Here is a 17,317-nt window from a genome sequence, read left to right on the forward strand (position 1 = left end):
ATTCTCGTAAATATAATATCTATTTTTATCTTGCAAATCAAATATTCACACTTATGAGTAGCGCATATAAAGTTAAGGTAAATAAGATTTTTGATTTTGAATTTACCGAAGAAGATATTTCAAAAATAGATATTGTAAGTAATTCAAAATCGACCCACCACATTCTTCAAAACAACAAATCTTTTCATACAGAAATTGTACAGTCGAATTTCGATACTAAAAAATATACTGTAAAAGTAAACAACAACAGCTATCAGGTTAGCATTACTAATGAATTAGATACCAGAATTGCAGCAATGGGATTCTCTTTAGGGTCTTCTAAGCAGGTAAATGCTATCAAAGCTCCTATGCCAGGTTTACTGTTAGATATTCAGGTTGAAATAGGTCAGGAAGTAAAAGAAGACGATCCTTTACTTATTTTGGAAGCCATGAAAATGGAAAATATTATTCTATCTCCCAGAGATGGAGTTATTAAGTCTATTTCTGCCACTACAGGAGATGCAGTAGATAAAGGACAATTATTAATTGAATTCGCTTAGCCTATCATAGGCATTAAACAGAACCATGTGTTCTAATATAGTTTAATATGAAAAAAATACTAGTAGCAAATAGAGGTGAGATTGCAATTCGGGTGATGACAACAGCTCGCAAAATGGGAATCAAAACCGTTGCCATATACTCTACCGTAGACAGAAACGCTCCACACGTAAAATTCGCAGATGAAGCTGTCTGTATTGGTGAAGCTCCTTCTAACCAATCCTACTTATTAGGATCTAAAATCATTGAAGTAGCTAAACAACTACATGTAGATGCCATACATCCTGGATACGGATTCCTTAGTGAGAATGCAGATTTTGCAGAAGAAGTAGAGAAAAACAATATTATATTTATAGGTCCAAAATCCAAAGCTATACAGGTTATGGGAAGCAAATTAGCAGCCAAAGATGCTGTTAAAGCCTATGATATCCCTATGGTTCCTGGTATAGACGAAGCCATTACAGATGTTGCTAAAGCAAAAACTATTGCTTCAGAAATAGGGTATCCTATTTTAATTAAAGCTTCTGCCGGTGGTGGTGGAAAAGGAATGCGGGTGGTAGAAGAAGAAAAAGATCTCGAATCACAAATGAATCGTGCCATTAGCGAAGCTACCTCGGCTTTTGGAGATGGCTCTGTATTTATCGAAAAATATGTTGCCTCACCACGACATATCGAAATACAAATCATGGCAGATAGTCATGGCAATGTCGTACACTTATTCGAAAGAGAATGTAGTGTACAACGACGACATCAAAAAGTGGTTGAAGAAGCTCCTTCTGCTGTGCTTTCTCCAGAACTACGTTCTGAAATGGGAAAAGCAGCCGTTAAAGTAGCCAAAGCCTGTGACTACCTTGGTGCCGGGACTGTAGAATTTCTTTTAGATGAAAATCACAATTTCTACTTCCTCGAAATGAATACCCGACTACAAGTAGAGCATCCGGTTACCGAATTGATAACAGGAACAGACCTTGTAGCATTACAAATAAAAGTAGCCAGAGGCGAAAAACTACCAATACAACAAGAAGATCTAAAAATAAAAGGACATGCTCTGGAGCTACGAGTATATGCAGAAGATCCGCTAAATGATTTCTTACCTAGTGTGGGGCATTTAGAAACCTACCAAATACCAGTTGGAAAAGGGATTCGGGTGGATAATGGTTTTGAAGAAGGAATGGATATTCCTATCTACTACGACCCCATGCTTTCAAAGTTGATTACCTACGGAAAAACTCGTGACGAAGCCATACAATTGATGATAAAAGCAATTGACAATTATGATATCAAAGGAGTACAAACTACATTATCATTTGGTAAATTCGTGTTTGAACATGAAGCCTTTAAATCTGGTAATTTCGACACACATTTTGTGAAGAAATATTTCACTACAGATATCATACAATCAGCAATGGAAGAAGAAGCTAAAATTGCCTCCCTAATTGCTATGAAACAATACATCGAAGATCAAAAAACGTTACGCATACCAACACTCTAATATTATGGATTCAAAAATAAAAACATTACAAGATAAAATTGCTCAGGCAAAATTGGGTGGTGGTGAGCAACGTATTGAAAAACAACATCAAAAGAAAAAATTAACTGCCCGTGAGCGTGTAGCGTATTTGCTAGATGAAGGTTCTTTTGAAGAAATTGGTATTTTGGTGACACACCGTACTACTGATTTCGGAATGGATAAAGAGATCTATTATGGAGATGGTGTTGTTACCGGATACGGAACTGTAAACGGACGATTAATCTATATTTTTGCTCAGGATTTCACCGTTTTTGGCGGTGCCTTATCAGAAACTCATGCCGAGAAAATCTGTAAAGTTATGGATATGGCTGTAAAAATGGGAGCACCAATTATTGGACTTAATGATTCTGGTGGGGCCCGAATCCAGGAAGGAGTTCGCTCTCTGGGTGGATATGCAGATATTTTTCATAAAAACGTACAAGCCTCTGGAGTGATCCCTCAGATTTCAGCTATTATGGGACCCTGCGCTGGTGGTGCTGTATATTCTCCGGCAATGACAGATTTTACCATGATGGTAGAAGATACCAGTTATATGTTTGTTACCGGACCTAATGTAGTAAAAACAGTAACCAACGAAGAAGTAACATCAGAAGAATTAGGAGGGGCCAGTACCCATTCTACAAAATCGGGAGTAGCGCATATTACTTCTGCCAATGATATAGAATGCCTCGAAGATGTAAAAAAACTACTAAGCTATCTGCCACAAAGTAATAAAGAACAACCAAAAAAATTAGAGTACACTTTAACCGATGAGGTAAGAGACAACCTCTCTTCTATCGTTCCTGATAACCCTAACAAACCTTATGACATGCACGAGGTAATCGGTGGGGTTATCGATACAGACTCCTTTTATGAAATTCATAAAGATTATGCCGAAAATATTATTGTAGGTTTTGCCCGTCTGGGCGGAAGAAGTATTGGGATTGTAGCCAATCAACCTCAATTTCTGGCTGGAGTTTTGGATGTGAATAGTTCTAAAAAAGCTGCACGATTCACACGTTTCTGTGACTGCTTTAACATCCCTTTATTAGTATTGGTAGATGTTCCCGGATTCTTACCAGGAACCGATCAGGAATGGAACGGTATCATTGTACATGGAGCCAAACTACTATACGCATTAAGTGAAGCTACCGTACCCAAAATAACAGTGATTACACGTAAAGCCTATGGTGGTGCTTATGATGTGATGAATTCTAAACATATAGGAGCTGACCTTAACTTTGCATGGCCTTCTGCAGAAATTGCAGTAATGGGTGCCAAAGGTGCCAGTGAGATTATTTTTAGAAAAGAGATCAAAGCAGCAGATGATCCAGCTGCAAAGCTTGCCGAAAAAGAAGCTGAATATGCAGAGAAATTTGCTAATCCATATCGAGCTGCACAACGTGGTTTTGTAGATGAGGTTATCTTACCAGAAAATACTCGAAGAAAACTAATTAAAGGATTTAGTATGCTCGAAAATAAAATAATTGAGCGTCCTAATCGAAAACATGGGAATATCCCTTTATAAATACATATACAAGCCCTCATAGGCTTGTACTGAACTTGATTCAGTATCCTTGTGAGGGTTCTACTTATTCGAATTTATTTTGAATATGTAATATCAACTGGATTACTCATATCCAGAATTAGAAAAAATGCCATAATAATCATTCTTCTTTCATATAAATCTTTCCTTTTTCCTATAATAAAGGCTATACTTTACCTGTTCTAATTTCAGTAGATACCATCAAATCGTCAACCTATTTTTTCACTGAAAACAGGGGTTTTTTTGAGTATTAATTCATTTAATTTTACACTTTGTCCCTTTATTTTTTGTAAACAAATCTGTAGAAGAAAAAGTTAACTTCTATTGATTTAACGACGTATCCCAACATTAAATGAAAAGTCAAATGAAAAAAATACTATTATTCTTAATACTTATTATCTCCATTTCTTTAACAGGCCAAACCACCTACTACGTAGCTATAAACGGAGATGATTCTAGCGGCAATGGTTCTAACGATACTCCCTGGGCAACGATCCAACATGCTCTTAATACTGTTACGGATGGTAGTACAGTTTTAGTAAAACCCGGCACATACAATGGGCGTGTTAGAGTTCGTGGAAGTTTTACTACTGGTGTTTTGGTAAAATCACAAGTGCCATATATGGCAAAATTACGCAACAATACTGCCGTTATTACCGCATATATAAACCCTAATGGTTGCCACGGTATTACTTTTGATGGTTTTGATATAGCCCATGATAGTTCGGGTGCTGGTCCCTTAGTTATTCATATTGATGGAAATGGTAATGGTGATGTACATGATATTACATTTCAGAATTGTATTATACATGATAGTTATAATAATGATCTTGTAAAGGTAAATGCAGCTTGTTACAATATCACTTTCCAGGGAAATTTATTTTTTAATCAAACTGGATTTGATGAACATATCGATGGTAATAGTGTCGAAAACCTAATTATACAGGATAATATTTTCTTAAACGATTTTGCAAGTAGTGGTCGTATAAATAATAATTCTACAGGTAGTTTTATTGTCATCAAAGATAGTGGTGGCAGTAATGATATTTATACCGGTTCAAGAAATGTAAAAATCCGTAGAAATGTATTTCTGAACTGGGAAGGAACGAATGCAACAAACTTTGTTCTTATTGGAGAGGACAGCGAACCTCACTACCAGGCCTTTGATGTTATGATCGAAAATAACTTAATGCTAGGAAACAGTAGTAATCCTATGCGAGCACCATTTGGTATTAAGGGATGTAGAGATATTACATTCAGAAATAATACTGTTACAGGAGATTTACCTGCTAATGCATATGCTTTTAGATTTAACAGAGAACCTACGAACCCTATTATCAATAATATTAATATTTACAATAATATATGGTCTGATCCTACCGGGACTATGAATGATTTTTCGGATTGTCCTATATCCCATACAGATACCTATACTTTAGACACTAATTTATATTGGAATAATGGTACTCCTATACCGCAAGATAATAATGATAAAATCAATAGTGCAGACGATGCTAATGGTATAGTAGCAAATCCATTGCTAGAAAATCAAAATAATGTAATCATTCCTCATTATAATTCTTCGTTAAACCAATTTAAAGATGGTTCGACAACCATAAGAGAAGCATTTGAGCGTTTGGTAAACGCTTACGGAACACCCGAAGCCAATAGCCCTGTTATTAATATGGCAAGGGCAGATCAGCTTCCTGCGGATGATATCTTAGGTAGGTTACGAGTAAATGCTGATATCGGTGCAGTAGCTCCAGGTGCTGTAGAAAATAATGACCTAGCATTAATACGCCCAAGTAATGCTTCAGAAAATATCTCCACTACTCCTACTTTAGAATGGTCAGGGTCTGCAAGTTCTTATACTTTAGAAATAACAGATTGTAGTCCTATAGATCCCCCTCCTCCTCCAAATCCTACAACCGGTTTGGGTCTGGATAAATTTAATCTTATCGAGGGTCCTAAAACGATTACACAGATTCCTGATGACCTATCCGGGTTAACCTACAATAGTTCTACTAATACAATTTTTGCAGTGATTAACGATCCTCCCAGACTGTATGAATTGAGTTTAGATGGTGATGTTATAAGAGCTATCCCCCTACAGGGTTTTAATGATACAGAAGGCTTGGTATGGGTTAATGGTACAGATTTTTTTGTTATTGAAGAAAAAAGAGGGCGAGCTGTTAAAATTACCGTAGAAAATACAACAACAACCATTTCTTACCCAACAAATTATATTCAACTACCCGGTAATTGGGGAGCAAATAATGGGCTGGAAGGAGTATCTTATAACCCAAATACAAATGAATTGATCCTGGTGAAAGAAAAAAGCCCCTTAACTATATACTCTTTAGAGATACCTGTAGATTTATCAACTCCTCCTACGGTTATCAATCCATTCGATATTGCTACAAATAATTTTGGATTTAGAGATTTGTCTGGTTTACATCATTTGGGAAGTAATACCATACAGCAAGAAACTCATTTTCTTGTATTAAGTCATGAATCCAGAGCATTAGTAGAAACCGATATGACAGGAAAAGAATATAGTCGTTTAGATCTTGGTACTAATGGTGCAAATGGTACATTACCCAATAGAATTCTCCAGGCAGAAGGCGTAACTGTAGATAATCAAGAAACAGTCTATATCGTAAGTGAACCCAATACTTTTTACAAATTTTCTAAATCAGCTTCTGCAAATGCTAACAAAATGGCTCCCATATTTACAGCGTCTAACATATCTGAAAAATCATTTGTTGTTCCAGAAAACACACTTACTATAAATACAGAATACTGCTGGAGAGTAAAAGACAATGATACAGGAGATTGGACTTCTTATTTTTCGTTTACTACAGGAAGTAATGAAAATCCACCTCCTCCGCCACCTCCTCCATTGCCTGTAGAAACTACCAATACCATCCAAGTTTTTCCTAATCCGGTAGATACCTACCTTAGTGTTTTATTTGATTTTGATGAGCTTCCAGAAAATATACAAGTTTTCATGTATGATATTTCAGGAAAAGAAATATTGAGGCAATCTTCTGTTAGTATTTTAGACAATGAATTACATATAGATGTTAGCCGCTTCTCTAAAGGCTGTTATTTCATAAAAATCAAATATCCTAAAGAGGATATCGTTAAAAGTTTTATAAAGAAATAATTTAGGTAAATACTTTAAACCTGAGTTCGGTCTCTAAGCTATACTGTTATAAAAAAGCGTCAATTCGAGTGGTTTTTCAGAATGAAATGGAGAAAAACTGTATCGAGAATAGCTTTTTTAGATAGAAAACCACCATTCTCGATACAATCTTCCAGCCCGTACTGAGCTATATCGAAGTATCAGATCACTCGAATTGGCGTGATTTTCTTACGTCGAACTCAGGTTTTAAATACATCTAAAAGACATCACCAACGAGGCTTTCTAGAATAGCTTTTTTGATTCGAAATCTTTTATAAGATATAAAATCACCGTATACAAATATTAGTAATCTATTGCTATTACTAGCCCCCGCACAGGATTGATGTGTCCCCGCAGCGAGGGAGCCTCATCATGTTGCGGGGATTGGTTCCCTCCTTGCGAGAGAAGGTCTTGGTATGCCGATGGTCGATAAAAGGAGTGTGGGGAAGGGTATCCCTATTGCGCTGATCCGTATCTATGTACCGATGGTCGATAAAACTACTGTGCGGAAGACATTTTTGCTCCGATGCTAGATGCTAGTATACCGCAATCGCTAATACTATGTCCTAAAAACAGTATGATTATTATGTTTGAATTATCTAACATGATACACTACCTGAGTTAAAGTTAGATACGTTATGAGTTAGAACACCATTTATCATATATCGTATCGCTATCAAAAAGGTAATCTTTATTTTGAATATTAAATTTTAGATTTTACCTTAACCGCCACAATTAATCATATTAAATAAAGAATAGTTGCCCTACTATGAGTAATCGACAATCCACCAAGTATGCTATCTACGCAGTAGCCGTTTTATCTGCAGCATTAATCAATGAGTATATCTTAAAATATGTAAAGAAACATATCGATCAACAGGGGTATCTTCTGGTATTAATAGATATGCTAGTTATCGTTTTAATTTTTGCCCCAGCTTTTGCTCTGGTTACCAATTATGCAAAAAAGATTTCTAAGGCATATCTAAAGACTTCTAAAAAGATTTCGAGCAAGAATAATGGAATCTTTTTAGGGTTTATAGTTGCTATACTTATTTTATTTATCCTCTATGCAAACCTTAGGCATAATATCAACGTAATTAGTGATTTAAAATCTTTAGTTTCATAGTAAAACCTATTTTTTACAGCATATTCTTATACACAAACACCCGTCAGATTTTTGAAATTTGACGGGTGTCTATATATAAAAACAACCCCCAGTGGTTAACAACTCCTCTGGGGGTCTAGGCTGAAGCGAAAAAATCAAACTAACTCAACTTACACTCAATTAAATATACTTCAGCTTCTCTTCAATATCATTAAGATATACCTTTTTATTAACATTTTCAATTTTTTATTTAAGAACTATAAACTAATCCTATAGAGTAGCTTGTGTTCCAATATAATTCACTTGTTTTTCGAAAGTATTGTTCCCTCAAACTTCCTCTAATTTCTTTTTTATTTTGTTAAGACATAAATTATTAATACTACCACTATGGCTATGTTTTGTATTCTTTTCGGGGGTATATTGTCCATTCTCAATGTCTAACCCTATTTTTACATAGGCATCTCTAAACGACATACCCTGCATCACTAATTCATTTAATGTATCTACGCTAAACAGATAATCATACTTATCGTCATCCAAAATATTTTTGTTCACCTTTATATTTTTGAGTGCATACATAGTCATCTCAAGAGATGCTTTTAAATCCTGAATAGCAGGTACAATTCCTTCTTTAAGCAATTGTAAATCCCTGTGATATCCACTCGGTAAATTATTGATTAGCAAATTTAGTTCGTAAGGCAGTGCCTGAATTTTATTACATTTTCCTCTTATTAATTCAAAGACGTCTGGATTCTTCTTATGTGGCATAATACTGGATCCAGTAGTAAATTCTGATGGAATACTCATAAAATCAAAATTCTGACTCATATACAAACACACATCCATTGCTAATTTAGATAAAGTCGCGGCTACACTACTCATGGCAAAAGCGGTAGATTTTTCAGACTTCCCTCTACTCATTTGCGCAGCAACTACATTATACTTAAGAGTTTCGAACCCTAACTCTCTTGTCGTAAACTCTCTATCTATTGGAAATGAACTACCATATCCGGCAGCACTTCCCAAAGGATTTTGATCAACAACTTTTAACGCTGCATTTACAAAATACAAATCATCAACAAAACTTTCTGCATAGGCAGAAAACCAAAGTCCAAAAGAAGAAGGCATTGCTATTTGCATATGCGTATATCCAGGAAGTAATACATCCTTATACGTTTCTGCACTAGTTAGTAAATTCTGAGATAGTTCATTAACAAGAGATTTAATTTGGAGTAATTCTTCCTTCATATATAGATGCATCGCTACCAAAACCTGATCATTACGTGATCTGGCGGTATGTATTCGCTTACCCGCATCTCCTATTCGTTGAGTTAATTCATACTCAATTTTAGAATGTATATCCTCAAATCGGTCTTCTATCACAAAAGCTCCTTTTTCTATTTCCCGCCCCAATATATTCAATTCTTTTTCAATTTCAGAAATTTCTTTGTCAGAAAGTAAATTAATCTTATACAGCATCTTAGCATGTACCAATGTCGCCTGTACATCATACTTGGCAATTACCAAATCCAATTGCCTGTCATTACCCACTGTAAACCTATCTATTTTTTGATCTGTCGGTAATCCTTTATCCCAAAGTTTCATTAGTTATTTTTTTATTGAAGCGGTTTAAACCTCTTCATTATTTATATTATACCTTCTAAAATTTTTATATATAATTCTACTCCTTCTTTGATCTCATCTACATAAATAAACTCATTTGCAGAATGTGATCTGGTCGAATCTCCCGGTCCTAGTTTTAATGAAGGGCAACTCAATACTGACTGGTCAGATAATGTCGGTGATCCATACGTATTTCTTCCTAGTGCAATCCCAGATTTTACAATGGAATGATCTATAGCAATTGATGAAGATCCTAAATCCAGAGATCTGGGGGTTACCTCTGCACACCGAGGCATTTGTTTTTTTACAATTTCCAGAATCTCTTCATTATCATACTTATCATTTACTCGTATATCCACCACCAGGTCACAGCTTGCGGGCACCACATTATGTTGTTTCCCAGCATTAAGCTGCGTTACTGTAGCTTTTACTTTACCCAAAGTTTTTGATGTTTTTTCAAATTCATATGTTTTAAACCACTGAATCACTTGCAGAGCATTATAAATTGCATTATCCTCATTAGGATGAGCAGCATGACTTGCTGTTCCTTTTACCGATACATCTAATACCAATAAGCCTTTTTCTGCAACGGCTAATTGCATTAGTGTTGGTTCTCCTACAATACCAAATTCTACATTTTTAAGGTATTTTAATACGCTTTTTAATCCCAAGGGACCACTACTCTCTTCTTCTGCAGAAGCGACAATAACAAAATTGTATTTTAATCCTTCTTTACTATAGAAATAAGTAAATGCAGCTAACAAAGAAACCAGACACCCCCCTGCATCATTACTCCCTAAACCAAACAGTTTTTCATCTTCTACAAAAGCTTTAAATGGGTCATTAGTATAGTTTCCATTTGGTTTTACCGTATCATGATGAGAGTTTAATAAAATAGTACGTTTAGATTCATCAAAATACTTATTGTATGCCCATATATTATTATTTTCTCTCTCGAAAGGAATATCATTTTGGATGAACCAATTCTCGATCAATTGAGCTGTTTTTTCCTCTTCTGAAGAGAAAGATGGCGTTTCTATTAAATGATGTAAAAGCTTAATCGCTTCATTTGTTAGTTTTTCCATTATTATTTATAGACTTAAAGTCGTATGTTTAGTTGTGTTATCCTTTATAAAATCTGCATTAGCAATATGTACTTTACTTACTTTTTTTTGTAAAGCATCAAAGCAATTCTGAAGTTTTGGAAGCATTCCTTCTGTAATTATTTGTGCATCCCTCAATTCGGTATATTTTTCTAAATTAATATGTTCGATTACAGAATCTTTATCTTCTATATTTTCAAGAACACCTTTTAATTCGAAACAATAAAATAACGACACTTCATAATCAGCACTCATTTCAGAAGCAATTTCTGAAGCAATAGTATCTGCATTTGTATTAAACAATTGTCCATGACTATTATGGGTAACGGCACAAAAAACAGGTGTAATCTCTTGATCCAAAAATGTTTTTATAATGTTACTATTTACCTTAACCACATCACCAACATATCCATAATCCACAAATTGCACAGATCTTTTCTTTGCAAGAATCACATTTGCATCTGCCCCTGTTAATCCCAAAGCATTACAATCATAATGCTGTAAACCAGCAACAATGGTCTTATTTAATAACCCGGCATAAGTCATCACAACAATATCCAGATTCTCTGCAGAAGTAATTCTTCGACCATCGATCATTTCGGTCTTTACTCCTAATTGAGCTGCAAGTCGAGTAGCAGATTTCCCTCCTCCATGAACCAAAATTTTTGGACCTTCGATTTTAGAAAAACCTTCTAAGAAAGAAGTCAATGCTTCTGGATCTTCTATTATATTTCCGCCAATCTTGGCTACCAATAATCTCTTTTTCACATGTTCTCTCATCACATTAAGATTTTTCAAGTATTTTCTTTAAAACCAACTGAGCAGCATATGTTCTGTTATTTGCTTGTTCGATAACAATAGAATTATTACTATCTAATACTACATCATCTACGACTACATTTCTCCTTACGGGCAAACAGTGCATAAGCTTAGCGTCATTGGTCAATTTCATTTTTTTGTTTGTAATTTTCCAGGAAGGATCATCATTTATGACTTTACCGTACTCTTGATAAGCACTCCAGTTTTTCACATATACAAAATCAGCATCTTTTAATGCATTTTCCTGGTTGTAATCAATGGGCACCTGTTTAGTAATCTGACTGGCTAACTCAAATCCCACAGGATGGGTAATTACAAAATCTGCGTCCATACGCTGCATCATCTCTACAAAAGAATTAGCAACTGCCTGTGGTAAGGCTTTTGGATGCGGTGCCCATGATAGTACAACCTTTGGTTTGTCTGTTTTTTTATATTCGGTAATAGTTATGGCATCTGTTAGTGCTTGTAATGGATGTCTAGTAGCACTTTCCATATTGATAACCGGTATTGAAGCATGGTTTATAAAACCATTAAGTACTTTTTCGCTGTAGTCATCATCTCTATCTTCTAATTTTGCAAAAGCTCGTACTCCTAGTATATCGCAATATTGAGAAACTACCTGAGCAGCTTCTTTTACATGTTCAGAATTTCCCTGATCCATTATGGTTCCGTCTCCGTACTCGAGCGACCAGCCTTCTCCTGTAAAGTTCATAACCATGACATTCATTCCCAGGTTTAAGGCTGCTTTTTGGGTACTCAAACGTGTACGAAGGCTTGGGTTAAAAAATAACAATCCTATCGTCTTATCTTTACCCAAAGTCTTATTGGATAAAGGGTTTTTCTTTATCGCTATAGCTTCTTCTACCCAACCGGGTAATGAATCTATATCTTGTATTGAAAAGTAGTTGTTCATTTTTATCTTTTAAATCATTGGTTTTTCTACCAATACACTTTGTAATGCTTTAATAAATTGATCGATTTCTTTTTTCCCAATAGTCAAAGGAGGAAGAATTCGCAATAGTTTTTTATTCATTGCTCCTCCTGTAAAAATATGTTCTTCATAGATCAGTCTTTTTCTAAGTTCGCTAACTTCAAAATCAAATTCTAATCCTAACATTAGTCCTTTTCCTTTTACTCTTTGCACTCCGGGAAGATCATGTACTTTAGACTCAAAATATGCTCCTGTTAATCTTGCATTATCAATAAGATTTTCAGTTTCAATTACCTCAAGAACCGATAATGCTGCAACGCAAGCCAGATGATTACCTCCAAAAGTGGTTCCCAGCATCCCATAATCGGGTTTTATATGTGGGGCAATTAATATGCCTCCTATCGGAAAACCGTTACCCATACCTTTTGCTATAGAAATAATATCTGGCGTAATCTCATGGTATTGATGTGCAAAAAAATTACCACTCCTGCCATAGCCAGATTGCACTTCATCAACTATTAAAACAGCACCAAACTCATGACATAAGGTTTCTAAAGTTGTAAAAAAGGCAGTAGTTCCTTCATCCAGTCCTCCTACTCCTTGTATAGGTTCTATAATCACAGCACACACGTCACCTTTTTCTAATTCAGTTCTTACGAGCTCAATTTGGTTTAACGGCAAAAAAGTGACGTTTTGCTGAGTATTTAATGGTGAATTGATTCTAGGATTGTCTGTTGCAGCTACAGCAGCAGATGTTCGTCCATGAAAACCATTATAAAATGCTATAACTCTTGATTTTCCTGTATAAAAAGAAGCTAATTTCAGTGCATTTTCATTGGCTTCGGCACCAGAGTTACATAAAAACAGTTGATAGTCATCATACCCCGATAATGCTCCAAGTTTTTTTGCTAATTTAGTTTGTAAACTATTTTGAACAGCATTAGAATAAAAGCCTATTTTTTCTATCTGTTCTTTTATTTTTTTTACATAATGAGGGTGAGAATGGCCTATTGAAATCACAGCATGCCCTCCGTACATATCCAAATACTCTGTTCCATTTTTATCCACTACGATAGCGTCATAAGCATTTATAGGCTCTACATCATATAAAGGATATACGTCAAATAATTTCATAGTATTAGTTATTGGTTGATCGTTGCCAGTGAATATCTATCTACAGGCAACTATCAACTATTTAATTGTATTTATTTTTTCATAAGAAGCCATCACTCCTTTTATCACAGATGAGCTTAAGCCTTGATGCTCCATCTCATTAAGACCTTCTATAGTACATCCCTGAGGCGTTGTAACCTTATCGATTTCGCGTTCGGGATGAGTTCCATTCTCTGCTACTAACGTAGCAGCTCCTATTGCGGTTTGCACAGCGATAATTTGGGCCTCATGAGGGTGAAATCCCATTTGAATCCCTCCTTGTATCATAGCCCTTAAAAACCTAAGGAAAAAGGCTATTCCGCTAGCTCCTAAAACTGTAGCAGCCTGCATTAGACGTTCTTCTATAACCAGCGTTTTACCAATAGTATCAAACATCTTTTGTACTGTAGCTAATTCTTCTTTTACATCTTCATTAGCAGCAATACAGGTCATAGATAGTTTTTTGGCAGCCCCTGTATTTGGCATTACCCGTATTGCTTTATTATTTGGGACTACCTCATTGATTTCGGCAATTGACGTACCGGTTACAGTAGAAATCAATATTTGATCCGTTGTTACTATATTTTTTATTTCCTGTAAAACAACATCCAACTGTCTTGGCTGTACGCAAAGAATTATCCATTTTACATTTTTTATGGACGCTACAATATTTTGCGATGTAGATACACCTAGCTTTTCTTCAACTTCTTTCAGGTTATATTTTGACTTATCTACTACTGTAATGTCTGTAGCTTCAAACAAATCACTATTGACCAATCCAGAAATTATTGATTTGCCTAAGTTTCCTCCTCCTATAATTGTTATTCTATTCATTTTATATTTTGTTTTGTCGGTCTTAATCTGTTAAAGATTCCTCTTCATCGTGGATTCTTAAACACTTTGATAAGCCTGCATGACATTCATCTGTTAGTATTAAAATGCACTCGCCTTTAATTCTAATCCTGTTTTTTCCTTTAATCCTAGCATTAAATTCATATTATGAATAGCTTGTCCAGATGCTCCTTTAATCAAGTTATCGATTACTGATGTGATAAGTAACACTCCATTTTTCTTACTAATGTGTAGTATGCATTTATTCGTGTTTACTACTTGTTTCAAATGAATTTCTTCATCAGAAATCACAGTAAACTCAGCCTTATTATAATATGATCTATACAGTTCTTTTGCTTCTTCTTCGCTACCTTCATATTTTGTATACATAGTGGCATAAATTCCTTTACTAAAATTTCCTCTATTAGGAATAAAGAAAACCGGAGCTTCAAAATCATTTTGTTCCTGTTTAAGGCTTTGTTTAATCTCTCCCAAGTGCTGATGTGAGAATACTTTATAACTAGAAAAATTATTATCTCTCCAGCTAAAATGAGTTGTTCCTCCTGGCATCACACCTGCTCCCGTACTTCCGGTAGTAGCATTAATATGAATTGTATCCTTAAGTTTACCTGCAAAAGCCAATGGTAATAACCCTAACTGTATGGCAGTGGCAAAACATCCCGGATTTGCAATATTCTTTGCTGATCTAATCTTTTCTTTTTCTAATTCTGGCAGACCGTATACAAAATCTCTTTCCAGAAATTCCTGATCATCATTCAATCTAAAGTCATTTCCTAAATCAATTACTTTAGTCATTTTTGAAAACGTATTGGTTTCTAAAAACGATCTTGATCTACCATGACCCAAACACAAAAACAGTACATCTACATTTGGGTTTATCGTATCTGTGAACTTAAGATCTATTTCTCCTATTAAATCAGGATGCTGTTTATGAATCAATACACCAGCATTTGTTGTACTGTATACAAAATCTAGCTTTACTTCTGGGTGATGAACTAATAGCCTTAACAGTTCTCCCGCTGTATATCCTGATCCTCCTATTATTCCTACTTGTATCATGATTCACTTGGGTTTACATTATGATATATCTTATTCGCATTACCATAGATTTTTATAAACCCTTTAGCATCATCAGATGTCCAGGAATTATTCATCTCGCCATACTGCCCAAAATCCGATTTCATCATGTCAAAATCTGATTCGATTCCTTCTAAGGTAAAATGGTAGGGTTTCAATTTCACTTTTACATCTCCTGTTACTGATTTTTGAGAATCTTCCATAAATACTTCTATATTTCTCATTACAGGGTCCAGGTAATTTCCTTCATGTAACAACATACCATACCAGTTAGCTAGTTGCTCTTTCCAATATTGCTGCCATTTGGTTAAAACATGTTTCTCTAAAAGATGATGAGCTTTAATGATTACCATTGGTGCTGCTGCTTCAAATCCTACTCTTCCTTTAATACCAATAATTGTATCTCCAACATGGGTATCCCTGCCAATGGCAAAAGCACTTGCCAGTTCCTCCAGTTTCTGAATAGTATTCACCGGGATATCCTTAACCCCATCTAACCCTACGAGTTCTCCTTTTTCGAAGTTTAACGTGATGATTTCTTCTTTTTCTTTTTGAAGTTGACTGGGGAATGCTGTACCTGGTAATGCACTATGAGAAGAAAGCGTTTCTTTTCCCCCTACACTGGTTCCCCAAATACCTTTATTGATTGAGTACTGTGCTTTTTCCCAGCTGTAATAGACCTCATGCTTTTCTAGATATTCTACTTCGGCCTGACGAGAAAGTTTTAAATCTCTAATCGGAGTAATAATTTCGATCTCTGGAGCTAATGTTTGAAAAATCACATCAAACCTTATCTGATCATTGCCTGCTCCTGTGCTTCCGTGTGCAATATACTTTGCTCCTACTTTTTTGGCATATTTAATAACCTCTATGGCCTGAAAAATTCGTTCGGCACTTACAGAAAGTGGGTACGTATTATTTTTTAATACATTACCATAAATCAAATACTTAATAGCTTTTTCATAAAACTCATTTAGGATAGTCTTATTCACATGAGATGAGCTGCCCAATTCATAAGCTCTTTTTTCTGTATCCTTTAATTCTTCTTCAGAAAAACCACCTGTATTCACCAAAATGGTATGCACATCCAGGTTTTTTTCATGAATAAGATATTTTACACAATATGAGGTATCCAGTCCTCCGCTATATGCTAATACTACTTTTTCCATAACAACAATTGTTTATTGCTTGCAAGCATCGTTTGTTTAATATTTTTTAATCTTTTTAGTACTTTTTTATCGTACCATTTTTCTTTTTTCTTTACTTTCTGCGAAGGGTCATATAGCATCCCGGTACACAAACACATTTTATGTTCTTTAGAAGTTAGAATATCATAATTTGTACACGTTTTACAACCTGCCCAAAACTTAGGATCATTTGTTAATTCTGAGAATGTAACGGGTTTATATCCCAAATCAGAATTGATTTTCATTACAGCTAATCCTGTTGTGATACCAAACACTTTGGCCATTGGGTATTTTTTCAAAGAATAATTGAATGTAAATTCTTTGATTTTTTTTGCCAGACCTTGATTTCTAAAACCAGGGTGTACTATTAAACCAGAATGTGCTACATGTTTTTCATTACCCCAGATTTCGATATAACAGAATCCTGCAAATTGATTGCCGGATACGGCAATAACCGCATTCCTGTTTTGCATCTTAGTTTGTATATATTCTGGGGTACGTTTAGCAATACCGGTTCCTCTTACTTTGGCAGAGTCGGATATTACTTCGCATATTTCCTTTGCATAACGAAAATGGTTTTCGTTAGCAATTATTATTTTTACTTTTTCCATAAACGAATCCCGCTTATTAAAGAAGCTTTTCTATTAAAATTAGTGTTGATTTTTCTGAATCCAGGCTGAAGTGCGAA

14 protein-coding genes are annotated in these 17,317 nt (G+C 35.1%); 5 read left to right on the forward strand and 9 right to left on the reverse strand.

The window, feature by feature from the left end:
• Positions 1–53 precede the first annotated feature (53 nt).
• From AAFU52_RS25210 to AAFU52_RS25230, 5 genes are all read left to right on the forward strand, one after another.
• The gene (locus AAFU52_RS25210) at positions 54–539 is read left to right on the forward strand and encodes an acetyl-CoA carboxylase biotin carboxyl carrier protein subunit (protein ID WP_438424247.1); all 486 of its coding nucleotides are present in this window, start codon (positions 54–56) and stop codon (positions 537–539) included.
• A gap of 47 nt (positions 540–586) precedes the next feature.
• The gene (gene accC / locus AAFU52_RS25215) at positions 587–2,029 is read left to right on the forward strand and encodes an acetyl-CoA carboxylase biotin carboxylase subunit (protein WP_438424250.1); all 1,443 of its coding nucleotides are present in this window, start codon (positions 587–589) and stop codon (positions 2,027–2,029) included.
• A gap of 4 nt (positions 2,030–2,033) precedes the next feature.
• Positions 2,034–3,575: an acyl-CoA carboxylase subunit beta gene (locus tag AAFU52_RS25220; protein ID WP_438424252.1), complete on the forward strand. Its 1,542-nt coding sequence runs from the start codon at positions 2,034–2,036 to the stop codon at positions 3,573–3,575.
• A 382-nt stretch (positions 3,576–3,957) separates the two neighbouring features.
• A complete protein-coding gene (locus AAFU52_RS25225; protein ID WP_438424255.1) occupies positions 3,958–6,762 on the forward strand; it encodes an SdiA-regulated domain-containing protein in 2,805 nt (934 codons plus the stop codon).
• A gap of 787 nt (positions 6,763–7,549) precedes the next feature.
• On the forward strand, positions 7,550–7,906 hold the full coding sequence (locus tag AAFU52_RS25230) for a hypothetical protein (protein WP_024771338.1): 357 nt from the start codon (positions 7,550–7,552) through the stop codon (positions 7,904–7,906).
• A gap of 306 nt (positions 7,907–8,212) precedes the next feature.
• On the opposite strand, the gene argH is transcribed toward AAFU52_RS25230, so the two are convergent.
• The 9 genes from argH to AAFU52_RS25275 all read right to left on the reverse strand — a co-directional run bounded on the left by argH (position 8,213) and on the right by AAFU52_RS25275 (position 17,240).
• Positions 8,213–9,490: an argininosuccinate lyase gene (gene argH / locus AAFU52_RS25235; protein ID WP_024771337.1), complete on the reverse strand. Its 1,278-nt coding sequence runs from the start codon at positions 9,488–9,490 to the stop codon at positions 8,213–8,215.
• A 41-nt stretch (positions 9,491–9,531) separates the two neighbouring features.
• A complete protein-coding gene (locus AAFU52_RS25240) occupies positions 9,532–10,593 on the reverse strand; it encodes a M20 family metallo-hydrolase (RefSeq protein ID WP_438424258.1) in 1,062 nt (353 codons plus the stop codon).
• 6 nt (positions 10,594–10,599) lie between these two features.
• Complete coding sequence (gene argB / locus AAFU52_RS25245; protein ID WP_035092524.1) at positions 10,600–11,391, reverse strand: acetylglutamate kinase; 792 nt, start codon at positions 11,389–11,391, stop codon at positions 10,600–10,602.
• 4 nt (positions 11,392–11,395) lie between these two features.
• Positions 11,396–12,343, reverse strand: a complete 948-nt coding sequence (locus AAFU52_RS25250) for an N-acetylornithine carbamoyltransferase (protein ID WP_024771334.1) — start codon at positions 12,341–12,343, stop codon at positions 11,396–11,398.
• 9 nt (positions 12,344–12,352) lie between these two features.
• Positions 12,353–13,495 carry an aspartate aminotransferase family protein gene (locus AAFU52_RS25255; RefSeq protein WP_438424260.1) on the reverse strand — a complete coding sequence of 381 codons (1,143 nt, stop codon included), beginning with the start codon at positions 13,493–13,495 and terminating at the stop codon, positions 12,353–12,355.
• A gap of 57 nt (positions 13,496–13,552) precedes the next feature.
• Positions 13,553–14,347, reverse strand: coding sequence for a pyrroline-5-carboxylate reductase (gene proC / locus AAFU52_RS25260; protein ID WP_438424261.1), 795 nt, complete (start codon positions 14,345–14,347; stop codon positions 13,553–13,555).
• A 99-nt stretch (positions 14,348–14,446) separates the two neighbouring features.
• A complete protein-coding gene (gene argC / locus AAFU52_RS25265) occupies positions 14,447–15,424 on the reverse strand; it encodes an N-acetyl-gamma-glutamyl-phosphate reductase (protein ID WP_438424262.1) in 978 nt (325 codons plus the stop codon).
• On the reverse strand, positions 15,421–16,611 hold the full coding sequence (locus AAFU52_RS25270) for an argininosuccinate synthase (RefSeq protein ID WP_438424265.1): 1,191 nt from the start codon (positions 16,609–16,611) through the stop codon (positions 15,421–15,423). The genes argC and AAFU52_RS25270 overlap by 4 nt, the downstream gene beginning before the upstream one ends.
• Positions 16,599–17,240, reverse strand: coding sequence for a GNAT family N-acetyltransferase (locus AAFU52_RS25275; protein ID WP_438424267.1), 642 nt, complete (start codon positions 17,238–17,240; stop codon positions 16,599–16,601). The genes AAFU52_RS25270 and AAFU52_RS25275 overlap by 13 nt, the downstream gene beginning before the upstream one ends.
• Positions 17,241–17,317: the final 77 nt, after the last annotated feature.

This window comes from Aquimarina macrocephali (assembly GCF_051627225.1).
Classification (GTDB): Bacteria; Bacteroidota; Bacteroidia; order Flavobacteriales; family Flavobacteriaceae; genus Aquimarina; species Aquimarina macrocephali.

Bases quoted from the DNA above. Each gene is read 5' to 3' on its own strand.
- argC (WP_438424262.1), bottom strand. From the start codon at position 15,424: ATGATACAAGTAGGAATAATAGGAGGATCAGGATATACAGCGGGAGAA.
- AAFU52_RS25275 (WP_438424267.1), bottom strand. From the start codon at position 17,240: ATGGAAAAAGTAAAAATAATAATTGCTAACGAAAACCATTTTCGTTAT.
- AAFU52_RS25220 (WP_438424252.1), top strand. From the start codon at position 2,034: ATGGATTCAAAAATAAAAACATTACAAGATAAAATTGCTCAGGCAAAA.
- AAFU52_RS25240 (WP_438424258.1), bottom strand. From the start codon at position 10,593: ATGGAAAAACTAACAAATGAAGCGATTAAGCTTTTACATCATTTAATA.
- AAFU52_RS25210 (WP_438424247.1), top strand. From the start codon at position 54: ATGAGTAGCGCATATAAAGTTAAGGTAAATAAGATTTTTGATTTTGAA.
- AAFU52_RS25250 (WP_024771334.1), bottom strand. From the start codon at position 12,343: ATGAACAACTACTTTTCAATACAAGATATAGATTCATTACCCGGTTGG.
- AAFU52_RS25230 (WP_024771338.1), top strand. From the start codon at position 7,550: ATGAGTAATCGACAATCCACCAAGTATGCTATCTACGCAGTAGCCGTT.
- accC (WP_438424250.1), top strand. From the start codon at position 587: ATGAAAAAAATACTAGTAGCAAATAGAGGTGAGATTGCAATTCGGGTG.
- AAFU52_RS25225 (WP_438424255.1), top strand. From the start codon at position 3,958: ATGAAAAAAATACTATTATTCTTAATACTTATTATCTCCATTTCTTTA.
- AAFU52_RS25270 (WP_438424265.1), bottom strand. From the start codon at position 16,611: ATGGAAAAAGTAGTATTAGCATATAGCGGAGGACTGGATACCTCATAT.
- argB (WP_035092524.1), bottom strand. From the start codon at position 11,391: ATGAGAGAACATGTGAAAAAGAGATTATTGGTAGCCAAGATTGGCGGA.
- AAFU52_RS25255 (WP_438424260.1), bottom strand. From the start codon at position 13,495: ATGAAATTATTTGACGTATATCCTTTATATGATGTAGAGCCTATAAAT.
- argH (WP_024771337.1), bottom strand. From the start codon at position 9,490: ATGAAACTTTGGGATAAAGGATTACCGACAGATCAAAAAATAGATAGG.
- proC (WP_438424261.1), bottom strand. From the start codon at position 14,347: ATGAATAGAATAACAATTATAGGAGGAGGAAACTTAGGCAAATCAATA.